Source organism: Nocardiopsis sp. NPDC055551, assembly GCF_053619415.1.
This window is the reverse complement of the sequence record NZ_JBSHJJ010000004.1, coordinates 231,900-254,129: the sequence shown is the minus strand read 5'-3', so window position 1 is coordinate 254,129 and position 22,230 is coordinate 231,900. Positions and strand designations below refer to the sequence as shown.

Annotated in this window: 16 protein-coding genes; 7 read left to right on the top strand and 9 right to left on the bottom strand. The window is 70.4% G+C overall.

Annotated features, from left to right (window positions below; all coding sequences use genetic code 11):
- Positions 1–41: 41 nt before the first annotated feature.
- Together ACWGSK_RS09725 and ACWGSK_RS09720 are read left to right on the top strand one after the other, a co-directional pair.
- Positions 42–188, top strand: coding sequence for a hypothetical protein (locus ACWGSK_RS09725; protein ID WP_358510985.1), 147 nt, complete (start codon positions 42–44; stop codon positions 186–188).
- Positions 189–220: 32 nt separating this feature from the next.
- On the top strand, positions 221–3,184 hold the full coding sequence (locus ACWGSK_RS09720; RefSeq protein ID WP_358510983.1) for a helix-turn-helix transcriptional regulator: 2,964 nt from the start codon (positions 221–223) through the stop codon (positions 3,182–3,184).
- Here the strand turns inward: ACWGSK_RS09720 and ACWGSK_RS09715 are convergent.
- Positions 3,181–3,765, bottom strand: a complete 585-nt coding sequence (locus tag ACWGSK_RS09715; protein WP_358510980.1) for a TetR/AcrR family transcriptional regulator — start codon at positions 3,763–3,765, stop codon at positions 3,181–3,183. The two genes, ACWGSK_RS09720 and ACWGSK_RS09715, sit on opposite strands and share 4 nt — an antisense overlap.
- A 128-nt stretch (positions 3,766–3,893) precedes the next feature.
- Here ACWGSK_RS09715 and ACWGSK_RS09710 point away from each other — a divergent pair, with 128 nt between their 5' ends.
- Positions 3,894–4,505, top strand: coding sequence for a dihydrofolate reductase family protein (locus tag ACWGSK_RS09710; protein ID WP_358510977.1), 612 nt, complete (start codon positions 3,894–3,896; stop codon positions 4,503–4,505).
- A 243-nt stretch (positions 4,506–4,748) separates the two neighbouring features.
- A complete protein-coding gene (locus ACWGSK_RS09705; RefSeq protein ID WP_358510974.1) occupies positions 4,749–6,110 on the top strand; it encodes a glutamine synthetase family protein in 1,362 nt (453 codons plus the stop codon).
- 37 nt (positions 6,111–6,147) lie between these two features.
- Here the strand turns inward: ACWGSK_RS09705 and ACWGSK_RS09700 are convergent, their stop codons facing one another.
- From ACWGSK_RS09700 to ACWGSK_RS09685, 4 genes are all read right to left on the bottom strand, one after another.
- Positions 6,148–9,018 (bottom strand): helix-turn-helix transcriptional regulator, encoded by a 2,871-nt coding sequence (locus ACWGSK_RS09700; protein WP_452455656.1) that lies wholly within the window; start codon positions 9,016–9,018, stop codon positions 6,148–6,150.
- A 40-nt stretch (positions 9,019–9,058) separates the two neighbouring features.
- Positions 9,059–12,070: a helix-turn-helix transcriptional regulator gene (locus ACWGSK_RS09695; protein WP_452455655.1), complete on the bottom strand. Its 3,012-nt coding sequence runs from the start codon at positions 12,068–12,070 to the stop codon at positions 9,059–9,061.
- 112 nt (positions 12,071–12,182) lie between these two features.
- Positions 12,183–12,431 carry a DUF397 domain-containing protein gene (locus ACWGSK_RS09690; protein WP_452455654.1) on the bottom strand — a complete coding sequence of 83 codons (249 nt, stop codon included), beginning with the start codon at positions 12,429–12,431 and terminating at the stop codon, positions 12,183–12,185.
- A complete protein-coding gene (locus tag ACWGSK_RS09685; RefSeq protein ID WP_452455653.1) occupies positions 12,428–13,219 on the bottom strand; it encodes a helix-turn-helix domain-containing protein in 792 nt (263 codons plus the stop codon). The genes ACWGSK_RS09690 and ACWGSK_RS09685 overlap by 4 nt, the downstream gene beginning before the upstream one ends.
- A 98-nt stretch (positions 13,220–13,317) precedes the next feature.
- Here ACWGSK_RS09685 and ACWGSK_RS09680 point away from each other — a divergent pair, with 98 nt between their 5' ends.
- Together ACWGSK_RS09680 and ACWGSK_RS09675 are read left to right on the top strand one after the other, a co-directional pair.
- Complete coding sequence (locus ACWGSK_RS09680) at positions 13,318–13,668, top strand: hypothetical protein (protein WP_452455652.1); 351 nt, start codon at positions 13,318–13,320, stop codon at positions 13,666–13,668.
- 158 nt (positions 13,669–13,826) lie between these two features.
- The gene (locus ACWGSK_RS09675) at positions 13,827–14,315 is read left to right on the top strand and encodes a hypothetical protein (RefSeq protein WP_452455651.1); all 489 of its coding nucleotides are present in this window, start codon (positions 13,827–13,829) and stop codon (positions 14,313–14,315) included.
- A 22-nt stretch (positions 14,316–14,337) separates the two neighbouring features.
- Here ACWGSK_RS09675 and ACWGSK_RS09670 read toward each other — a convergent pair whose 3' ends face one another.
- From ACWGSK_RS09670 to ACWGSK_RS09655, 4 genes are all read right to left on the bottom strand, one after another.
- Positions 14,338–17,322 carry a helix-turn-helix transcriptional regulator gene (locus ACWGSK_RS09670; protein ID WP_452455650.1) on the bottom strand — a complete coding sequence of 995 codons (2,985 nt, stop codon included), beginning with the start codon at positions 17,320–17,322 and terminating at the stop codon, positions 14,338–14,340.
- A gap of 124 nt (positions 17,323–17,446) precedes the next feature.
- Entirely contained in the window at positions 17,447–18,652 is a 1,206-nt protein-coding gene (locus ACWGSK_RS09665) for a globin domain-containing protein (protein WP_452455702.1), read from the bottom strand.
- A 125-nt stretch (positions 18,653–18,777) separates the two neighbouring features.
- Positions 18,778–19,224 (bottom strand): RrF2 family transcriptional regulator, encoded by a 447-nt coding sequence (locus ACWGSK_RS09660; protein ID WP_452455649.1) that lies wholly within the window; start codon positions 19,222–19,224, stop codon positions 18,778–18,780.
- Between the two features lie 45 nt (positions 19,225–19,269).
- Complete coding sequence (locus ACWGSK_RS09655; protein WP_452455648.1) at positions 19,270–20,901, bottom strand: MFS transporter; 1,632 nt, start codon at positions 20,899–20,901, stop codon at positions 19,270–19,272.
- Between the two features lie 465 nt (positions 20,902–21,366).
- Between ACWGSK_RS09655 and panB the strand changes: the two genes are divergently transcribed.
- Positions 21,367–22,221: a 3-methyl-2-oxobutanoate hydroxymethyltransferase gene (gene panB, locus ACWGSK_RS09650; protein WP_452455647.1), complete on the top strand. Its 855-nt coding sequence runs from the start codon at positions 21,367–21,369 to the stop codon at positions 22,219–22,221.
- Positions 22,222–22,230: the final 9 nt, after the last annotated feature.

Below are 22,230 nucleotides of genomic sequence, written 5' to 3'. Positions count from 1 at the left end.
TGCCGAACACGTCCGGCACCGCACGACACCCAGGGGGAGACATGACCTACGACGACCTGCGCACCGCCAACGCCCACGCCATGCGGGACGAGCGCCTCCAGCAGGCCGAGCGGATGCGAGAGCTCCGCCGGCTGCGGGCCGAGACACGCGCCCGACGCCGCGAGGAGCGTCGGGCCCGCGGCGAATAACGGGCGGAGAAATGTCCCGGGCACAAAGCATAATGAGCGGTATGCCCCTGCTTTCCGATACCAGTCCCGTCTTCGTCGGTCGCCGTGACCAGCTCCGGCTTCTCACCGACCAGGCCGACCGGGTGCGCTCCGGAACACCGGAGATGCTCCTGGTCGGCGGGGACGCCGGGGTGGGCAAGACCCGCCTGGTGAACGAGTTCACCGCCACCCGGCCGGCGGGAACGGTGTTCACCGGTGCCTGCCTGCAACTGGGCATCGACGGACTCTCCTATGCCCCCTTCACCGCGGTGCTCCGCCAGATACTGCGCGAGTGCGGCCGGGCACCGTTCGAGGAGGCCGCCCCCAGTGGGCTGGGAGAGTTCGCCCGGCTCCTGCCGGAGCTGGGCCCCGTCCCCGAGGAGCGTCGGGAGAACCGGGGCATCCTCTTCGAACAACTACTGCGCCTGTTCACCCTGTTGGCCGGGGACGAGGGCGCCACCGTGGTGCTGGAGGACCTGCACTGGGCCGACGGCGCCACGCGTGACCTGCTGGTCTTCCTGATCCGCAACCTGGATCGGCCCGGGATCCAGATCGTCGCCACCTTCCGCAGCGACGACCTGCACCGCGCGCACCCGCTGCGCCGGCTGCTGCCCGAGCTGGAACGTCTGCCCGGGGTGGGTCGGATCCAGTTGGAGCCGCTCTCCCGCGAGGAGGTGGCCGCCCAGACCCGGGCGATCCGGGGCGAGGACCTCACCCCCGCGGAACTGGACTCGCTGTACCGGCGCAGCGAGGGGGTGCCCCTCTTCGTGGAGGCACTGGCCACCGCCGATACCTGTCCGACCGACGAGGACCCCGACCTGCCCGACCACTTCCGCGACCTTTTGTTGGAGCCGCTGAACCGGTTCGACGACACCGCGTGGGCCGTGCTGCGCGCGGCGGCGGTGGGAGCGGTGAGCGGCACCGTCGAACACGAAGTGCTGTACCACGCGGTCGGGTTGCCCGAACGTGAGTTGGAGGCCGCCCTGCGCACCTTGGTGGACGCCAACGTGCTGCGGGCCGGGCAGACCGGATACCGCTTCCGGCACGCGCTGCTGCGCGACGCCGTACACGGGGAGATCCTGCCCGGACCGCACGCCCGGCTGCACCTGCGCTTCGCCCAGCTCATCGACGAGTATCCCCACACCGTCCCCGCCGACCGACGCGCCGCCGAGGAGGCCCACCACTACCAGGCCGCGCACGACCTGCCCAGGGCTCTACAGGCCGCCTGGTGGGCGGCGATCCGCGCCGGTGAGACGCTCGCCTTCAACGAGGAACTGGCCATGCTGGAACGGGTATTGGACCTGTGGGACCAGGTACCCGATGCCGCCGAACGTGCCCAGGGCCACACCCGTGCCCAGGTGGTGAGTCGTGCGGCCGGGGCGGCGCTGGACGCCGGTCGACACAAGCGTGCGTTGGAGCTGGTGCAGGAGGCTCTGATCGAACTGCCCGAGGAGCCCACCGACGACGAGACGCGCACGGTACGAGCCGTGTTGTTGCGCAAGCGCGGCCAGGCGCGCTCTTCGGACATGAGCGACCACGGCCTGTTCGATCTGGTGCGGGCGCTCGAAACACACCCGCCGCACATGCCGGGGTACGCGCAGCTGCTGGCCGCCCTGGCCCGAGAGATGGTGCTGCTGCGCAAGGACCGTGCGGACACCCCGCAACGACGTCTTCTGGAGGAGTTGGCCCGAGCGGGAAGTCTCCCACGCGTACTCGCCGAACGCGCCATCGAGGTGGCCGACCGCGACGACACGGCCGATCGCTGCGGTGGGGTGGAGGCGCGCATCCTCCTGAGCGACCTGCTCCTGGAAGCGGGCGACGTGGAACGAGGTCGGCCCTTCATGGAGGAGATGGTCCGGGAGAGCGAGCAGATGGCCAACCCGGTGCTCGAAGCGCGTGGCACCGCCAACCTCGGTCACTACCTGCGAGAGCTGGGCCACCACGAGGAGGGACTCCGGGTGTTGGAGGACTCCCTGGAGCGTCACGAACGGATGGGGTGGGCATCGGCCCACAGTGCGTTCAACCACCAGAACCAGACCGAGATCCGGTTCGAGATGGGGGACCTGGCTCGGGCGCGCGAGCTGGCCGAACGTGCCGCCGCCACCTCCCCCACCCGATCCAAACTGCACTACATCCAGACGGTGCTGGCCCGGATCGCGGTCGTCCAGGGAGACCTGGACGCGGCCCGGCGGGCCGCCGGGCCCCTGGGCGATCGGAGTCTGCTCGGCCTGCATCGGATGAACCTTCTGCAGCTACGGTCCCTGGCCGCCCTGGAGACCGCGCTGGCCGAGGAGGAGGTCGCGGAAGCCCTGGCCCTGTCCCGCACCCTCATGGAGCGAGTGGTCCTGGAGGAGAGCGCCGGCTACACGTGGCCGCTGCTGGCGGTGATGGCCGAGGCGGCCCGGCGGGGAGCGGCTCCGGAAGTGTCGTCCCAGGTGGCCGACCTCGCCGCACGCACGTCGATCACGGGTTCGGTCATGCCCGCCTACGCGGCGTCCGTCGCCGCGCTGACGGCGCAGGTCGAGGGAGAGGACACCACCGACCTGTGGAAGAGCGCCGTGGTGGCGTGGGAGGCGGTCCCGATGCCGCTGCACCTGGCCCGGGCCCGGCTGCGTGAGGCCGAAGTGGTGGCCGCGGGCGACCGCGACCTGGCGGTGCGCCGGGTCCGGCAGGTGTACGAGACCGCGGTCGAGTGCGGGGCCGTGCCGCTGTCCCGCGCCGCGGAGGGGCTGGCGCGCAGACTCGGCGCCGGGGTGACCGAGCGGGCGGCCCCACCGGTGGCGCCGGCGGGGCTGACCGCACGCGAGAGCGAGGTGCTGCGGTTGCTCGCCGAGGGCGCCACCAACGCCCGGATCGCCGAGCGGCTGTTCATCTCGCCCAAGACCGCCAGCGTCCACGTGTCCAACATCCTCACCAAGCTGGACGTGCCCAACCGCGCCACCGCCGGCGCCCGTGCCCGGGGGTTGGGCCTGGCCTAGTTCCCGCCGTCGAGGACGAGGCCGTCGACCACCAGGGTGACCAGCCGGTCCAGGTCGCCCTCGGGGGCGAGCACCCCGGGCAGGGTCAGGTACTCGGTGACCAACCGGTTCAGGGCCAGGTAGAGCACGAGGACGGTGTCGCGACCGCCCGGCATCGCCGCCTCCTCGTGGAAGGCGAAGTTGGCCTCCAGGTCGGCGCGCACGCGAGCGGTCATGTCCGCGCGCAGTTCCGGGCGGCGGGTGGCCTCCAGTTGGAGTTCCAGGGTGGCCAGGTAGACGTGGGGGTCGGCGGCCAGGCGCCTGACCGTGGCGCGCATGACCTCGGCGAGTTTGGCCCGGTCGCGGGCACCGACCAACACGTTGTCCCACTCGTCCTGTTCGGGCATGAAGCGCTCGTAGGTGCGCGCGCCGGTCTGGGCGAGCAGGTCGCCGCGGTCGGTGAAGTAGTTGGAGGCGGTTCCGGTGGGGACGCCCGCCCGGGTGTCGACGGCGCGGAAGGTGAGCCCGCGCGCGCCCTCTTCGGCGAGTGTCTCGATGGCGGCGTCCAGTAGCGCGGCGCGCCGCTCCGGGTTCCTGACCACGGCTTTCTCCCTTGTTCCGAGGTTTTCGGAAAAACCTCTTGGCAAACCACTACATGCGAAGTACTTTACTTGAAGTACTTCAACCATAGTGGTCAAGAGGCCACGGGAGTACCCCTACGAGGAGACACATGCGAAAGCTCACCTACTTCGTCGCGGTCTCGCTGGACGGCTACGTCTGCGCGCCCGATGGTTCCTTCGACTTCTTCCCCGGTGGCGACGACGACGGCAGCGGGGAACTGGGGGACAACGGCGAGTTCCACGTGAACGAGTACCCGGAACTGCTCCCCACCGTGGCACGGAACCATCTCGGACTGGACGTGCCCAACAAGCACTTCGACACCATGCTCCAGGGCCGGGGTTCCTACCAGATCGCCTTGGACCAGGGACTGACCAGCCCTTACGGGCACATGCGCGAGTACGTCTACTCGCGCACCCTGCCCACCGACGTCGACCCGAACGTGACCGTGGTGGCCACCGACCCGCGCCGGCACGTGCGCGAACTCAAGAAGGAGGACGGCGACCTGGGCATCTGCACGGTCGGCGGCCCCTCCATCGCCGGACTCCTGCTACCGGAGATCGACGAGATGGTGATCAAGCGCTATCCGGTCGTGGCCGGGGCGGGCAAGTCCTTCTTCGAGGGCGCCGCCTTCGACCCCGCGGTCTTCGAACGGGTGGAGAGCACCGTCTTCGACGACGGCGCCGACTACACCCGGTTCCGCCGACGCTCCGGCGCGAGGTGACCGCGGACGGGTCCGTCACCCGGCCGGGTGACGGACCGCATGTTCGCGGCCGAGGGTGGCCCGAACCCCCGCCGTGAGCGGTCATAATGCGTGTGCGGACGACCGTCCGGGTACCGCCGCGAGCGAGCGGAAATACCCCCGAAATATCCGCACGGCACACTGGGTGCCGGGACATCGTGTCCGGCTCGGCTCCGCGATCGACGGACCGGGACGGGGACCGACCGGCTTCGAGGAAGGTTGATCGTGAATCGACAGCAGGAATTCGTGCTCCGCACGTTGGAGGAGCGCGACATCCGGTTCGTGAGGCTGTGGTTCACCGACGTGCTCGGGTACCTCAAGTCCGTGGCGGTGGCGCCCGCCGAACTGGAGGCGGCCTTCTCCGAGGGCATCGGGTTCGACGGTTCTGCCATCGAGGGGTTCGCCCGGGTCTACGAGGCCGACATGCTCGCCCAACCCGACCCCACCACCTTCCAGGTCCTGCCCTGGCGCAACGAACCGCACGGCACCGCGCGCATGTACTGCGACATCCTCATGCCCGACGGCTCACCCTCCCCCGCCGACCCTCGGCACGTGCTCAAGCGTCAGCTCAGCAAGGCCTCCGACCTCGGGTTCACGTTCTACACGCACCCCGAGATCGAGTTCTACCTGCTGAAGAAGTTCCCCGAGCACGGGGAGTTCCCCGAGCCGAACGACTCGGGCGGCTATTTCGACCACACCCCGCACAACAGCGCGCACGACTTTCGCCGTAACGCCATCAACATGCTGGAGGCCATGGGCATCTCCGTGGAGTACAGCCACCACGAGGGCGGGCCCGGCCAGCAGGAGATCGACCTGCGCTACGCGGACGCGCTGACCACCGCCGACAACATCATGACCTTCCGGCTCGTGATGAAGGAGGTGGCGATGGAGCAGGGCGTGTACGCCACGTTCATGCCCAAGCCCTTCACCCAGTACCCGGGGTCGGGCATGCACACCCACCTGTCGCTGTTCGAGGGCGACCGCAACGCCTTCTACGAGCCGGGCGCGGAGTACCAGCTGTCGAAGGTGGGGCGCGGGTTCATAGCGGGGCTGCTGCGGCACGCCGACGAGATCACCGCCGTCACCAACCAGTGGGTGAACTCCTACAAGCGGCTGTGGGACGACCCGGCCGCGTCGGCCGGCATGGGCGGCGAGGCTCCCGCCTACATCTGCTGGGGGCACAACAACCGGTCGGCACTGGTGCGGGTGCCGATGTACAAGCCGGGCAAGTCCAACTCCAGCCGGATCGAGATCCGTTCCCTGGACAGCTCCACCAACCCCTACCTGGCCTACGCGGTGATCCTGGCCGCCGGACTCAAGGGCATCGAGGAGGGGTACGAGCTGCCCCCGGGCGCCGAGGACGACGTGTGGGCGTTGACCGACGCCGAGCGTCGGGCGGTGGGCATCCGTCCGCTGCCGCAGAGCCTGGACGAGGCGCTGCGTCTGATGGAGAACAGCGAGCTGGTCGCCGAGACGCTGGGCGAGCACGTGTTCGACTTCTTCCTGCGCAACAAGACCTCGGAGTGGAACTCCTACCGCCGCCAGGTCACGCCGTACGAACTCCAGCGGTACCTGCCCACGCTGTAGGACGCGGCGGGCGGGGGCCCACCGGGGTCGGTCCGGATCAGTCGAGGCCGAGTTCGCGGGCCCTGGCCACGGCGGCGGTGCGATTGTTCACGCCGAGCTTGGCCATGAGGTTGGTGACGTGCACGCTCACCGTCTTGGCGGAGATGAACAGCGCCTCGCCCACCTCCCGGTTGGACAACCCCTTGGCGACCTGGGTCAGGACCTCGGCCTCGCGCGGGGTCAAGCCGGCCGGCGACGTGGCGGAGGTGGGGGCGGCCTCGGCGAGGGCCGCGCTCATTCCGGCCACGTCGCCGTAGCCCACCGCCGGGCCCAGCCGACCGCGCAGTCGCCTGACACTGTCCACAATCCCTGAGGCCCGTTCCCACTCCCCTAGGGCGAGCAGCGTCCAGAAGGTCCCGGTCCAGGTATCGATCCGGGCGACCACGCCCGCCCTCTCGGCGAGGGGCAACGCCCGCTCCCAGTGTGCAAGCGCCTCGGTGGGATCCTCCGCGAGCCACCCGAGCGCCATGTGGCGGCGGAGCCTGCCGGCCGGGGAGGTAGGCCAGTCCTCACGCCCCAGTGTCCTTCGGAGCAGCGCGGCGAGTTCCTCGGCGAGCTCGACGTCCCCGGGCTCGTCACGGTTCCGGAGCCGGACCACCAGTTCCGCCAGGGTCGACAGTCCCGAGAAGCTGATACGGACGTGCCCGATCAACCCGATGTCCGTCTCCCCCTCGAAAACGAGGCGGGCGGCTTCGGCCAGTCGGTCCCCCGGCCCGTCCATCAACAACCACAGCCGACCGTAGTAGTGGGACATGTACTCCATCGCCGAGCTCCGATGCCGCGGGAGGAGCCGGGCGAACTCGTCCAGGGCCCGACCGGCGGCGTCCCACTCCCCCCGTGTCAAGTGGAGTTGGGCTTGGATGGTCTGTCGACGCGCGGCGGTGAGGTCCTCACCCACGGGGTGGGCCCTCAGCACCCGCCAGGCCTCCTCCGTTCGACCCAGGGAACTCAGGTAGATGGCGGCCCCGTTGGCGTAGTTGCCACCCTGGCTGCGCAGGATCCCCAGGTCCACGCATCGGTCCAGGGACCGCTGCGTGGTTTCCAAGGCCTCCTCGGGCTCCAGGCGCAGAGCCAGGTTGTTGGCCAGGTTGACGAGCCCGCGCAACTCGACCTGGACCTCGCCCGTCTCGCGGGCGATGCGGATACCTTCGCGGAGCATCCCCACGGCCTCATCGAAGCCGGTGGTGTCCAACAGCGCCCCCAGGGTGACCAGGGCGTCGGCCTCGCTACCGCGGTCTCCGACCCTCCCGGCCAGGTCGATCGTTTCTCTGGCGACCTTCTCCGCCTCTTCGTGGATCCCCTGGAGCATCAGGACCGAAGCGGTCGCGGCACCGATCGACGCCTGTTCGAAGTGCCCCTCCGGCAGCAACTCGGCGGCGGCCCGCATGTCGTCCAGGGCGGCGGTACGCCCCAGGTCCTTGTAGGCGCGGGCCCGGGCCACGAGCAGCCGTGCGGCCGCTTCGGGTTCGGCTCCGGAATCGAGTTCGGCCAACCCGTCCGTGGCGTGGTCGACCGAACGTCGCAGATCACCGGCGACCTGGGCGGCCAGGCACACCCTCAGCAGCAGGGCACTACGGTCCAGGTCGAGCCGATCGGCGGCGTCGGGCACCAGTTCCCACAGCTCCAGCACGCGTTCGAGGAGTTCGAGGTGTTCGGGGTGGGCGGTGGCGGCCAGGGCCCCCTGCGCCGCTTCCCAGGCCGCGGTCAGGGCGCGCGGATGGTCGTGGGCCGTGTAGGCGTGGTGTGCGAGTTGAGCGACGGTCTCCGCCCGGGGCAACCCCGGGACACCGGTGTCGAGCACCTCCGCGTAGCGACGGTGGGCGCGCACCCGCTGGCCGGGCAGCAGGTCGGTCTTGACCGCCTCGGCGAGCAGGGCGTGCCGGAACACGTAACCGGTCTCGGTGGCCCGCAGGACCTGGGCGTCCACCGCGTGGCGCAGCGCCTCGTCCAGGTCGTCCTCGTCGATCCCCGAACGTTCGGCCACCTCGGCGAGCAGCGCGTGGTCGACCCGATCCCCGGCCACCGAGGCCAGTCCCAAGACCTTGCGGGCGGTATCCGGCAGGGGTTCCACCCGGCGCATCAGGAGGTCTCGCGGCCCTTCCGGAACCCCACCGGCCTCGGACGCGCCAACGAAGGACTCGACGAACAAGGGGTTGCCGCCGCTGCGTTCGTGCAGCAGGTCCAGGTCGGTCTCGGTGAGGGCGGTCCCGGCCAGCGCGGCGGCCTGCTGGGCCACCTCCTGGCGGGTGAGGGGGTCCAGGTCCATCCGGGCGACCCGGGGCAGCCGTTCCAGTTCCGGCAGGAGCGGCCGAAGCGGGTGGGTGCGATGCAGGTCGTCGGTGCGCACCGACACCACCAGGTGCACCGGCACGGTGTGCAGGTTGCGCAGCAGGAAGACCAACAGGTCACGGGTGGAGGCGTCCGACCAGTGCAGGTCCTCCACCACCAGAGCGAGCCCCTCGGGGCGGGCGTGTTCCTCCAGGAAGGTCAGCACCGCCTCGAACAAGCGGGCCCGGCCGTTGTCCCCGCCGTCCGGGCCGATGTCCTCGCCCAGCCCAGGCAGCAGACGCGTGAGCTGCGATCCGGTCTCGGGCACGCCGTCCTCCGCGCGGACCAGGTGGCGCAGCAGCGCCGTGAAGGGCGCGTAGGCGATCCCCTCGGTACCCAACTCCAGGCACGCCCCGAGCGCGGCCCGCCCCATGGGTGTGTGTTCCAGGTACTCGGCCAGCAGCCGGGACTTGCCGATGCCCGCGTCCCCGCACAGCAGGGTCGCCCGGGACTCCCCCTCCAGCGCCCGGCGGGCGTCGGTGAGGAGACGGTCGAGATGGGGCTCGCGACCCACGAGGACGGAGTGTACTGAGAGGGGCATACGGGCCAGTATGCCCGGAGCGCGGTCGCTTCGGTGTCCCTCAGAGCAGTCCCAGTTCCCGGCCCCGGGCCACGGCGGCGGTGCGGTTGGGTACCGCCAACTTGTTCATCAGGTTGGTGATGTGCACGCTCACCGTCTTGGCGGAGATGAACAGCGCCCGACCGATCTCCCGGTTGCTCAGCCCCTTGGCCACCTCGGCCAGAACCTCGGCCTCACGAGGAGTCAGCCCGGCCGGCGACGTGGCGGAGGTGGGGGCGGCCTCGGCGAGGGCGGCCCGCATCTCATCGTTCTCCCGACGGAGGGTCCGCGCGGTCCCCTTCCCTTGGAGGGACGCGTGACGTTCCAGCAGCGATCGGGCTCGGGGCCCGTCTCCCAGGGCGAGGGCGGCGTAGAAGGACCCCATGAGGGAGCGCAACAGTATCCCCTGGTACCCGGCGCGCTCGGCGGTCTCCGCCGCACCGGTCAGGTACTCCAGTGCCTCCGCCGGGTTCTCGGCCAGGAAACCCTTGAGCAACTCGCGCCCCAGACGCCCCATGGGAGAGACCCGTCCACGAGGGTGGTCCAGGTTGGCCCGCAGGTGAGCGGTGAGGTTCTCGGCCCGTCGGAGCCCCTCCGGGTCGCCCTGGAGCCTGAGCCGGAACACCAGTACGCCGACCATGGACAGTCCGTGGAACGGAAAGCGACCGGGGTCGAGCATGCCTATGTCATCGTGGGCCTCTTCGACCTGCCGGGCGGCCTTGACCAGCTCTCCCCGGAACATCAGCAGGTGGAGCCTCGCGTAGTAGTGGTTGAGGTACTCGTTCGGAGAGGAGACGTCCCGGGGCAGGAGCCGGGTGAAGGCTCCCAGGGCCCTCTCCGCCTGTTCCCAGCGCCCTTGGAGCACGTGGAACTGAGCCATCAGGTTCTGCCGGTGGGCCTCCTGGCGTGCCTGGCCGCGCGGGAGCCGGGCGAACAGCGCCTCGGCCTCGTCGAGGCGCCCCATGTCGGTGAGCAGAGCCGCCACCGACGTTCCGCAGCCGATCCCCTGGCTACGGGAGACCCCGAGTTCCGCGCAGCGCTCCACCCCTCGTCGAGCCGCCCGGTAGGCCTCCTCCAACCGCATCTCCTGGTCGAGGTGGGCGGCCAGGTTGCGCCAGGCCCGTATCTCCATGCGCACCTGCCCGGTACGCCGGGAGAGGTCGATGGCCCTGCGCAGCATGGTGATGACGGCCTCCCCCTCGTCCGCCCGGTCGCCACTCTCCTCGCCCGCGACGCCTCCCGCGTCCACCTCGCCGTTCCCACCGTCGCTCCCGGCACCGGTCCCGCGTACACCGCCGGACCGTCGGCGCCGAGCCACGAGCGGGTCCTCCCCCGGGCCGTGGGTCTCGCCGACCAGGTTGGCCAGGGTCATCAGGGCGTCCACCTCGCTGACCCGGTCGTCCACCCGCCGGGCCGAGGCGACCGCCACCCGGGCCGCCCACTCGGCCTCGTCGTCTCGTCCCAGGCGCATGAGGACGGTGGCGCTGGTGGCGTCCAGAGCGGACCGCCGGGGGTGGTCGTGGTCCAGGTACTCGGCGGCGGCCTTCAGGTCCTCCAGCGCGTCGGCGCGCCCCTGGTCGCTGCCGGCCCGGCCCCGGGCCATGAGGAGTTCGCCCGTGAGGTCGGGATCGGTGGCCGGGTCGGTGACACGCAGTCCGGCGGTGGCGTGCGCGACCGCGCGACGGGTACTGCCGAAGACGTGCGCGGCCGCGCAGGCGCGGCGCAGGAGCTCGCCGTGTGGCAGGCCGAGGAGCTCGGCGGCGTCGGGCACCAGCTCCCACAGCTCCAGTACGCGTTCGAGAAGCTCCAGGTGCTCGGGGTGGGCGGCGGTGGCGGCGGCGTGGGCTACGGCCACCCAGGCCGCGGCCAGGGCCCGGGGGTGGTCGTGGACGACGTGGGCGTGCCGGGCCAGCTGGGCGGCGGTCTCACCGGGGACCCGTCCGGGGACGCCCCTTTCGAGGACGTCGGCGTAGCGGCGGTGGACGCGCACGCGCTCCCCGGGCAGCAGGTCGGCGTAGACGGCCTCGGCGAGCAGGGCGTGCCGGAACACGTAACCCTCCTCGGCGGCGCGCAGCACCCGGGCGTCGATGGCCGGGCGCAGGGCCGCGTCGAGCGCGTCCTCACCGGTCCCGAAGTGTTCGGCCACCCCGGCGAGGACGGTGTGGTCGACCCGGTCCCCGGCCGCCGAGGCCAGGCCCAACACGGTGCGGGTGGCCTCTGGCAGGGGGTCGACTCCGCGCAGCAGGAGTTCACGCGGCCCTTCGGGTAGGCCGGTGCCCAGCGGGTCGGGGTCGGCCAGCAGGGACTCGACGAACAGCGGGTTGCCGCCGCTGCGTTCGTGCAGGAGGTCGGGGTCGACCTGGTGTCCGAGGACCGTGACCTGTTCGGCGACCTCGTCCCGAGAGAGGGGTTCCAGGTCCAGGCGCAGAACCCCCGGCAACCGCTCCAGTTCGGGCAGGAGCCGACGGAGCGGGTGGGTGCGGTGCAGGTCGTCGGAGCGGACCGAGACCACCAGGTGAACGGGGGCGGTGTCCAGGTTGCGCAGCAGGAACACCAGCAGGTCCCGGGTGGAGGCGTCGGCCCAGTGCAGGTCCTCGATCACCAGGCTGAGCCCGCCTGGGCGGGCGCGTTCCTCCAGGAAGGTGAGCACCGCCTCGAACAGCCGGGCCCGGCTCTCCTCGGTGGTCTCCGGGGCCGGTCCCAGCCCGGGGACCAGGCGGGCCAGTTCTCCACCCGCTGTCTCCCTCGCTGCCTCCCTGGCGTCCTCGTCCCGGACGAGTTGGCGCAGCACGGTGGCGAAGGGGGCGAAGGCGATTCCGTCGGTTCCCAGTTCCAGGCAGCCGCCGACCACGGTCCGGGCCAGCGGGGTCCGGGCCAGGTACTCGGTGATGAGCCGGGTCTTGCCGATCCCCGCGTCGCCCACCACCAGGGTCGTGTGCGCGGTCCCGGCGCGGACGGCCACGGCCTCGGTCAGGAGATGGCCCAACTGCGGTTGGCGGCCGACGAGGGCGGAGGGAGGATCATGGACCTGCATACGGCCAAGTATGTCCACTCGAACCTGCCGTGGCACCAGGCTTTCGGGCCGGAAACGGGGCATGGGAAAGGGCCCGCCGGTCAGAGGCGTGCCCTCGGAGGGGGAGGCGGGGTCAGCCGATCAGGGCGGAGAGCAGGCGCTCGGCGTCGAATTCCCCGTCCTTGACACCCTCCACGAAGGCATCCCACTCGGCCCGGGTGAAGACCAGCGGGGCCGAGTCAGGGTTCTTGGAGTCACGGACCACGAAGACCTCACCATCAGAGCTCTTGTTCTCCACGACCACCTCGTGGCCTGGGGCAGCAGCCACCTCAACGCAGTTGGATCCAGATGTGCTGAAACTGGACTTGTACCACTCACTCACAGTAGATCTTCCAATGCCTTTCGCGACTGCTTGGTGGGGAGCGCGCTACCCAACGCTTGCTTGACCAGACCTTCCAGGCGGGCGTAACTCTTCCGGTCCTCGTACAAGGTAACGCCGTCCACGTGGTCGCTTACGGCGGCTTTGCCACCATCACGCAGGTTGAGGAAGACGAGCATGGACACCACCCCCATGAGCAGAGTCCCCTCAGGAACAACATGGATCGCAACGCGCTCGCTCTCAGAGATTTCCAGCAGATGTCGCACCTGCTCCTCTCGTACCCGATCAGGGAGGTGAAGCAAAGCGAACATCGGGAACACAGCGGTGATCCGGGGGTTGTTGGAAACTCTCAGCCGAGCAAGCCGAGAGGTCCGAAGCGCGATCAGTTTGTCCACCTCTTCCGGAGAGCCCTGGTGCAGCCCCTCCCGGAACACCTCTCTCGCATACAGCGGCGATTGCAGCAGCCCCGGAACCAGGTGGGGGGAGACCAGCTCAATCAACTCAGCCGATTCCTCCAACCTTGTGACACTACGCATCCAGGGAGGAAAACGAACCGATGTCATCACCTCGAAGACCGAGACCACCCGCCCCCGGGCACTCAGCCCCTTGTCGAGCTTGATCACGTCCGCGCGCTGAGGGGCAACCCTGTCGTTCTCCCAACGAGAAAGCGTTGACGCTGCCAACCCAGACTCTTTCGCCAGGTCTCTGAGGGATAGGCCAGCGGTTTCCCTCTCTTCGCGGAGATATTCTCCTAATGTCTGTTCCTGCTTGTGATCGTAACGTGCCTCCATGTGAGCAATATTAGAAGGAGTGTTCCTCTGTGTGTTATCTCCTTCGCGATACATACCTATAACTAGGGAACGCTGGGCTTCACCCGCACCCTGGGTCCATGGACGTTTTTGGACAGCGGCAGACGCGGACCACCCGAAACACTCAGAGCCAGAACACCGACCCTCGGGCCGAGGCCCTGCACGCCTTCCGGGAGATGCGGGGGCTGACCTTCACCGTGGAGTGGCGGCGCTTCCCCTGGACGCACGGCCCCGACCTCGAACGCGCCCTGGTCGGCCCCGCCTACCTGGGCAACGTCACCCTAGGTCTCAAGGACCGCAGCCACTGGGGCTACCAGTCCCGGGACGGCCGCACCTGGCGTTACATCCCCCGGACTCAGATCCGCCGTCTGGTGCACGAGGTGGTCGAGGAGTTCGCCGGGTTCGCCCCGCCCCTACCCCGCAGGCCCTGACCCCTGACCGGAACACCTCTCTGGCCCAGGAACACCAGCGCCCCACCCCCGCCACACCGGGGCCCGCCCCGCACGGACACGCGGGGTCCTGACAACCGAAGCGGCCCGGCGGTGCTGTAACACCCCGGGCCCGGACAACGCCACTAAGGAGCGCTGTCATGACGTACGTTACCGCCGCCCTGTGCACCCTGGTGCGCCTGCTCCGCCCCTGCGGCGGGCTGCACGCCGACCCCTCCGGCTACCTGCGCACCCTGGCCGCCGAATACCGGCGCCGATCCCGCCGGGTCCGCCGCTACACCCTGCCCGAGCACACCCCCGCCCGTCCGGCAGCCACCACACCACGCACCAACCCCGGCCGGGCCACGAGCACCGCACAGACCCCGGACCAGTTCGGCCCGTTCATCCCCCGCCCCCGCCGCCCCGTCGACCTCCAGCGCCCGACTCCGCTCCCGGCCTCTTCCCGGACCATGTACTCGACCCCGGACACGCCCTGGGCACTGTTGCCGACCTTCCATCTCTCCCACGGCCATGCGCACGCGTTGGAACCCTCCGCCGCAACTGCCCGAGACGACCTCGTGCGCACCTACTACCGCGCCTATGAGCAGCACGTCCGCGCCATCCGAACCCGTACCGGCCACACCGCCTGACCTCTCCTGCCCCGGCCCGCACTCAGACCAGGCCGAGCTCGCGGCCCTTGGCTGCGGCAGCGGTGCGGTTGGGTACCTCCAACTTGTTCATCAGGTTGGTGATGTGCACGCTCACCGTCTTGGCGGAGATGAACAGCGCCCGGCCGATCTCCCGGTTGCTGGATCCCTTGGCGACCTCGACCAGGACCTCCAGCTCTCGCCGGGTCAGCCCGGCCGGCATGGTGGCCCGGGCCGGCACGGGTCCGCCGCTCGGGCCACCGGTGAGGGCGACGGGTTCGGGTGCCGCCCCGGTGGCCGGATGTTCGCCCGGTCCGGGCAGGGCGTGGCGGGCGCGCAGGCGCAGCGTTTCACGCTCGAACAGGACCATTCCGTGTTCGACCGCCAGGCCGTGCAGGAGGTCCACGTGCCGGATCGCGGCGGCCCGGTTCCGGGCTCGCAGGGCCGCGCGGGCGGCGCCCAGGTGGTATCCGGCGGTGGAGACGACCATCCCGGTGGGTGCGAGCTCGCTCAGTGCCCGTTCGAACAGGTGAAGGGAGGCAACCGGGTCGTGGCTGCGCCAGGCGCGCGCGGCCAGGTCGGCGGCCAGGGCGTCGGAGTGGATCGCGTCGGGCGGGAGGGTGTCCAGGGTCTCCTCGATCCGCGCGGCCAGCCGCTTGGATTCCTCTTCGGGTTCGTCCCTGAGCAGGGCGGCGACGGCGGCGTGCCAGGGCAGGGTGGAGCGGTACAGGCCGTGGGTGTTGGAGAGGATTCCGTGCTCGCCGAGGGCCTTGGTGAGCATGGTCAGGGAGATCCGCCCGGCGTCCTCCAAACGCCCCTCGTGCAGGGCGAGCTGTTGCAGGACCATGCGCACCGGCAGGTGTTCCAGCGGGGAGCTGTCGCGTTCGGGCAGCAGCCGGCGGAAGTGGTCGGTGGCGGCGCGCACGGCGTCGGGTCGCCAGCGGTACAGGTCCAGGTGCATGCGCAGGACGAGTGCGCGAACCCGGGTGATCGAGGTGTCGTCGATCCTGTCCAGGAGGTCTTCGGCTTCGTCGAACCGGCCCTGGTTGAAGCGGCTGACGGCCAGCCCGTAGGTGAAGACGCCGCCCTTGGTGCGGGTCAGGCCCAGCTCCCGACAGCGGCGCAGCCCTTCCAGGGCCACCTCGGCGCTCGCCTCCAACCGACCGTGGTTCGTGAGGACCCCGCCGAGGTTGGTGAGTCCTCGGATCTCGGCCTGGATACCACCGGCTTCGCGGGCGATGCGGATGCCGTTGCCCAACACGTTCAGCCCGCTGCCGCTCTCCCTGTCCTCCAGCAAGGAGCCCAGGGTGATGAGCGCGTCGGCCTCGCTGTGCCGATCGCCCAGCTCGCGGGCGATGGGGAGGGTACGGCGGGCGCTGAACTCGGCGTGCTGGTGATGGCCGCGCACCATGAGGGTGGCGGCGAAGGTGGCGAGGATCGCGGCGGCCTCGGGGTGGTCGTCGGGCAGCAGCTGGGAGGCGTCCGTCAGTTCCTCCAGTGCCCCGTCCAGTCCCATCTCCTTGAGGGCGAGGGCCCGCGCGTGGCGCAGCAGCCCGATGCGTTCGGCCTCGGCGGGCGGGTCCTCCTCCGCGCGCTTCCCGAACAGGCCGCTCACCCCGAGTTCGGCCAGACCGTCGTCGGCGTAGTCGATGGCGCGTCGGACCGAACCGGCGACCAGACACACCTGCGCGGCGCGGACCAGGACGTCCACGCGTTGCAGACCGGTGCGTTCACCGGCGTCGGGGACCTGCTCCCACAGTTCCAGGACCCGTTCGAGCAGGGCCAGCTGTTCGGGGTAGGCGTCGACGGCGGCGACCTGGTCGGCGGCGCTCCACGCCGTCTCCAGGGCCAGGGGCTGATCGTGTGCGGCGTGGGCGTGGTGGGCGAGCTGGACCGCCCGTTCGCGTTCGGACATGCGGGGCACCCCTCGTCGGAGCGCCTCAGCGTAGCGGCGGTGGGCGCGCACCCGTTCCCCGGGCAGCAGGTCGGCGTGGACGGCCTCGGCGAGCAGGGCGTGCCGGAACACGTAGCCGTCCTCGGTGACGCGCAGGACCTTGGCGTCGATGGCCGGGCGCAGCGCGTCCTCCAGCTCCTCTTCCGTGGTCCCGGCACGGCGGGCCGCGGCGGCCAGCAGCGTGTGCGGGACCCGGCTCCCTGCGGTGGCGGCCAGGCCGAGGGCTCGTCGGGTGGGGCCGGGAAGGGGTTCGACCGAGGCCAGGAGCAGGTCGCGGGGACCCTCGGGAAGCATCGCCCCGGCGGGGTCGTGACCGTTCAGCAGGGACTCGACGAACAAGGGGTTACCGCCGCTGCGTTCCCAGAGCAGGTCCAGGTCGGCGGGGTCGAGGCCGGCTCCACGCAGCGCGGTGGCCTGCGCGTCGACCTCCTGACGGGAGAGGGGTTCCACGTCCAACCGGATGACCTTGGGCAACCGTTGCAGTTCGGGCAGAAGTCGACGCAGCGGGTGGGTGCGGTGCAGGTCGTCGGTGCGCACGCTCACCAACAGGTGGACGGGGGCCGAACCGAGGTTGCGCAGTAGGAAGACCAACAGGTCACGGGTGGAGGCATCGGCCCAGTGCAGGTCTTCCAGGACCAGGGTGAGTCCTTCGGGGCGGGCACGTTCCTCCAGGAACGTCAGGACCGACTCGAACAGGCGGGCCCGTCCCTCGTCCGTGCGTCCGCTCGCCCCGCCCAGTTCGGGGAGCAACCGGCCGAGGTCGACGGCGGGGTCGGCGGTGGGTCCACCGGAGCGCAGGAGTTCGCGCAGCAGGGTGGTGAAGGGGGCGAAGGGGAGGCCGTCGGCGCCGGTCTCCAGGCAGCCGCCGACGGCGACGCGGTCCCACGGCAGGCCCCGCAGGTGTTCCTCCAGCAGGCGGGTCTTGCCGACACCGGCCTCGCCGTGGACGAGGACGGTGCGGGCACCCTCTCTTCGGGTGCGGCGCCCGTCCTCGGCCAGGGTGGACAGCTGGGCTCGACGCCCGACGAACACGGTGGGGGGATCGTGAAGCCGCATGGTGTCGAGTATGTCCGGTCGACGCCGCCCCCGACACCGTATTCCGCGCGTGGATCGGGGGTCGCGTCCGCTGGCGGGATGAGGCGGGCGCCCGGTCCTGGACGCTCGCCCATCCCCATGACGGTCAGTTCTCGCCGAACCAGAGGTCGGGACCGAACACCTCGTAGTGCACCCGACGCGCGGGCAGTCCACCGTCCAACAGCCCGGTGCGGACTCCGCGCATGAACGGCAGCGGGCCGCACAGGTAGGCCTCGGCCCCCTCGGGGATCTCGATCGGGCCCAGGTCCATGGTGCCGGGGCGCACGATGACGTCCGTCGGCTCGCCCGCCTCGGTGTGGTCCTGTTCGTACCAGACGTGGGCGGTGGCGCCGGGCAGCCGCTCGATCAGCTCGTTGAGCTCCTCGCGGTGGGCGTGGTCGGCGGGCGTGCGGTCGGCGTGCAGGACGATCACCCGACGGTCGCTGCCGTGTTCGACCAGGTGACGGAGCATGGCCGCCATCGGGGTGCAGCCGATGCCGGCCGACACCAGGACCAGGGGGTGGTCGCCGTCGGAGAGGGTGACGTCGCCGGCCGGGGTGGAGACCATGAGGGTGTCGCCGGGGGCCGCGGTGCCGTGCAGGAGGGTGGAGACCTCACCGGCGGGGTTCCACTCCCCCGCGCGCAGACGCTTGACGGTGATCAGTCGCCGGCTGCCGTCCCAACCGGAGACGGAGTACTGGCGGGCCTGGTGGACGCCGTCGGGCATCTGGGCGCGCACGCTGACGTACTGGCCGGGACGGAAGTCGGGGGCGGGTGCGCCGTCACCGGGCTCCAGGGTGAAGGTGACCGCGTCGGCGGTCTGTTCGCGGCGCTCGGTCACCTTCCAGGGGCGCCACACGTCCCGGCCGCCGGACTGCTGGTAGAGGCCGGCCTCCATGGCGATGAGGGCGCCGGCCATGAGCCAGTACACCTCGTCCCAGGCGGCGACGACCTCGGGGGTGGCCGCGTCGCCGAGGACGTGCGCGATGGCGCCGAAGAGGTAGTGGTGCACGATCACGTACTGGTCCTCGGTGATGCCGAGGGAGACGTGCTTGTGCGCGATACGGGACAGGAGGGCGTCGGGGCGCTCGTCCGGGTTCTCCAGCAGCATCGTGGCGAAGGCGGCGATCGAACCGGCCAGGGCCTTGCGCTGTTCGCCGCTGGCCTGGTTGCCGCGGTTGAAGAGCCCGTCGAGGAGCTCCGGGCGCTCGCCGAGCATCGTGTCGTAGAACCGGGCGGTGATGTCGTCGAGGGCTCCGGCGACGGCGGGGATCGTGGCGCGGACCGTGGCCGCGGACTCGTTGGAGAGCACGCTTCCTCCTGAGCCGGGACTGAGTCCCAGCATCGATAATTGGTATCTGAAATGCATATTAAACGCGTGAATCAGACACCCATCACCGGGGTCAGGTTAAGGAAAAGGCCAGGTCAAGACGGGCTTCAGACCGTTGAACCGTCCTCGCGCAGCAAAGTGAGCATCTGCCGTGTGGGCGATCTCACCAGGGACTCCACGGATACTTCGTCCAAGGAGACGTAGAAGGCCTCACGCGCCTGCCACAGGGCCACGCGCAGCCGGCAGGCGGCGCGCAACGGGCAGGGCGGATCGTCCTCGCAACCGGCCAGATCTCCCGGATCCTCCAGCTCACGGACGATCGCGCCCACCGAGGAACGCCGGCCGACATCGGTGAGCCGCAGCCCGCCGCCGCGCCCGCGCCGGGCCTCGACCAGCCCCATTTCCGACAGGCGCGCCACGGCCTTGGCCATGTGCGTGTAGGGCACGTGCAACATGCCCGCGGCGTCACGTGTGGTGAGGAGTTCACCCTCCCGGGCGACGGCGAGCCGCATGACCAGGCGCAGGGAGACGTCGGTGAAGGCGGTCAGACGCATGTCGCCCATGGTAGGTCGTGTGCGGCGACCGTGCTCGGATCCGGCTCACCCACCGCTCTCACGGTCACTCCGAGGGCGTCCCTCCCCCTCCCCCTCCGGCACCGGCCCCGACCCCGGCCCCGGCCTCACGTCATCGCCCCGACGTGGGGCGGGAGCGCCGCGCGGCATCCACACCAGCACCACCACCAGGCCCACCAACCCGAAGCCCAGCGAGACCGTCGCGGCCAGGTGCAGCCCCGCCAGGAAGGCCTCCTTGGCGGGTGTGACCAACACCGCGCCCGGCTCCCCCAGACTCCGGGCGAAGGCCATGGTGCCCTCGATCGACTCCCCGGCCACCCGGACCCGACCGGGGTCGGTACCGGTCTCGTCCGCCACCTGCCGCAGGGTGGGTGCCATCGCCGACCTGTAGTGGAAGGAGATCACCGCGCCCAGGACGGCCACGCCCATGGCCGTGGCGATCTGGCGCACCGTGTTCTGCACCGCCGACGCCGCACCGGCCTTGCTCGGCGGCACCGACGACATGATCGCGTCCGTGGCCGGGGTGAGCACCACGGCCATCGCCGACGTCTGCAGGAAGAAGAACGTGATGATGAGCGGCAGCGGAGTGTCCTGTTCGATCCGCGTGTAGAACAGGAAACTGCAGCACACGATCGCGACACCGATGGCGGCCAGGGTACGCGCGCCCACCCACCGGACCAGGGTGGTGCTCAGCGGCGCGAACACCATCTGCCCGATGGCGGCGGGCAACACCAGCAGCCCCGCGATGAACGGGGAGAACTCGCGCACGCTCTGCCAGTAGAAGCTGAGGAAGAAGATGATCCCGGCCATGCTGAAGAACAGCACCATGATCGTGGCGATGGACACGCTGAACCGCGGGTCGCGGAAGAACCGCACGTCCAACGACGGATCGGGCACCCGCGACTCGTGCACGAGGAACAGCACGATCACCGCGACGCCGAGCAACAGGGCTCCGTAAACGTCCCAGTCCGCCAGCGACGCCCGCTCCCCCGCGGTGATGATCCCGTAGATCAGCAGCACCAGACCGGGGATGGACAGCAGCACGCCCACCACGTCCGGGCGACCGGCGTTCTCGTCCCGGGACTCGGGGATCAACACGAACATCAGCGCCAGTCCGATCAGCACGAACGGCACGTTCACCAGGAAGATCGAGCCCCACCAGAAGTTCTCCAGCAGCAGCCCGCCCGCCGACGGCCCGATCGCCATCGCCAGACCGACCGCCCCGGCCCAGATCCCGATCGCCCGACCACGCTCCTGGGAAGGGAACACGTTGGTGATCACCGACAGGGTCTGCGGCATCACCATGGAGGCGCCGAAACCCATCACCGCGCGCGAGGCGATCAGCTGTTCGGGGCTTTGCGAGTACGCCGACAACGCCGAGGCCACGCCGAACACGACCAACCCCCAGGCCAGCAAACGTCTGCGTCCCCACCGGTCACCGAGGACCCCGAAGGTGAACAGCAGCCCGGCGAACACCAGCGTGTAGGAGTTGATCGCCCACGCCAACTGCGCCTGGCTCGCACCCACCCCGTCCACCGGGTCCGACAGGGTCCGCAGGGCCACGTTGAGGATCGTGTTGTCGGCCACGACCACCAACAGGCAGATGATGAGCACGGCGAGCCCGCCCCATCTGCGCCGGTACGCCGTCCGCTGGTCCAAGGGGGCACCTCTCGATCGCGACGCCCGCCGGCCGGGCGCTCCGTCATGCTAGTCGGAGGGGGTGAGCCACGTCTCAGCCGGTGAGGCCCCGGGAAGCCGCCTCGGCATCCGGGAACGAGATCACAAGGATTCACGCGATATCCCGACCGGAGACCGTACGGACACCCCGTTTCCCCTACCCCACAGGCGATACCCCGGTTGTTCGTCGGTGTGAATTCACCCCCTGACCCGGGTCGAAATCGACGGGGTCGGCATGGGATGATGTTCCCGTGCGGCCCTCGCACGCCTGTTCTCACCCCACCGTTCCGGCGGGGGGCACGGGGACGCGGCGGTGGGGAACATCCCGCACGAGCACGCCGTTCCCTCCGGGGAACAACCGCGCACCGGTTGCGCACGACAACCCTTCTCGTCCATACGTCCGGGGACACCCACAGCGGTGCTTCGAGACAACGGAGGAAGAACAACATGAGCGCCACATCCCAGACCCCCTCCGCCGGGAACGCCCTGTACGGCGGGGTCACCAACCGACGCGTCACCATCCGCGACCTGGCCCGCGCCAAGGAGCGCGGCGAGCGCTGGCCGATGCTGACCGCCTACGACGCCCTCACCTCCCGGATCTTCGACGAGGCCGGCATCCCCGTCCTCCTCGTCGGTGACTCCGCCGCCAACGTCGTCTACGGCTACGAGTCCACCGTTCCGGTGACGGTGGACGAGCTCATCCCGCTGACCGCGGCGGTGACCCGCTCCACCAAGCGTTCGCTGATCGTGGCCGACCTCCCCTTCGGCTCCTACCAGGGCTCCCCCCAGCAGGCGTTGGAGACCGCGTCGCGCTTCATGAAGGAGGGCAACGCCCAGGCCGTGAAACTGGAGGGCGGCCACTCCGTCGCCCCACAGGTGGAGATGCTGGTGTCCGCCGGCATCCCGGTGATGGCGCACGTGGGCCTGACCCCGCAGTCGGTCAACACCCTGGGCGGCTACCGGGTGCAGGGTCGGGGCGAGGCCGCCGCCGCCCTGCTCAAGGACGCCAAGGAACTGGAGCGCGCCGGTGCGTTCGCCCTCGTCCTGGAGGCCGTCCCCGCGGACCTGGCCGCACAGGTCACCGAGCAGCTGTCCATCCCCACCATCGGCATCGGCGCGGGCGCCGGCACCGACGCGCAGGTACTGGTCTGGCAGGACATGGCCGGACTGAGCCCGCGGGTGGCCAAGTTCGTCAAGACCTACGCGAACCTGGGCGAGACGCTGCGCGAGGCCGCGACCTCCTACGCCGACGAGGTCGTCAACGGCGCCTTCCCGGCCGAGGAACACACCTACAAGAGCTGACCTTCCGCC

Excerpts from the sequence above, each read along its gene's own strand:
- ACWGSK_RS09710 (WP_358510977.1), top strand. The coding sequence starts at position 3,894 with ATGCGAAAGCTCACCTACTTCGTCGCGGTCTCGCTGGACGGCTACGTC.
- ACWGSK_RS09725 (WP_358510985.1), top strand. The coding sequence starts at position 42 with ATGACCTACGACGACCTGCGCACCGCCAACGCCCACGCCATGCGGGAC.
- ACWGSK_RS09700 (WP_452455656.1), bottom strand. The coding sequence starts at position 9,018 with ATGCCCCTCTCAGTACACTCCGTCCTCGTGGGTCGCGAGCCCCATCTC.
- panB (WP_452455647.1), top strand. The coding sequence starts at position 21,367 with ATGAGCGCCACATCCCAGACCCCCTCCGCCGGGAACGCCCTGTACGGC.
- ACWGSK_RS09660 (WP_452455649.1), bottom strand. The coding sequence starts at position 19,224 with ATGCGTCTGACCGCCTTCACCGACGTCTCCCTGCGCCTGGTCATGCGG.
- ACWGSK_RS09670 (WP_452455650.1), bottom strand. The coding sequence starts at position 17,322 with ATGCGGCTTCACGATCCCCCCACCGTGTTCGTCGGGCGTCGAGCCCAG.
- ACWGSK_RS09675 (WP_452455651.1), top strand. The coding sequence starts at position 13,827 with ATGACGTACGTTACCGCCGCCCTGTGCACCCTGGTGCGCCTGCTCCGC.
- ACWGSK_RS09680 (WP_452455652.1), top strand. The coding sequence starts at position 13,318 with ATGGACGTTTTTGGACAGCGGCAGACGCGGACCACCCGAAACACTCAG.
- ACWGSK_RS09685 (WP_452455653.1), bottom strand. The coding sequence starts at position 13,219 with ATGGAGGCACGTTACGATCACAAGCAGGAACAGACATTAGGAGAATAT.
- ACWGSK_RS09720 (WP_358510983.1), top strand. The coding sequence starts at position 221 with ATGAGCGGTATGCCCCTGCTTTCCGATACCAGTCCCGTCTTCGTCGGT.
- ACWGSK_RS09695 (WP_452455655.1), bottom strand. The coding sequence starts at position 12,070 with ATGCAGGTCCATGATCCTCCCTCCGCCCTCGTCGGCCGCCAACCGCAG.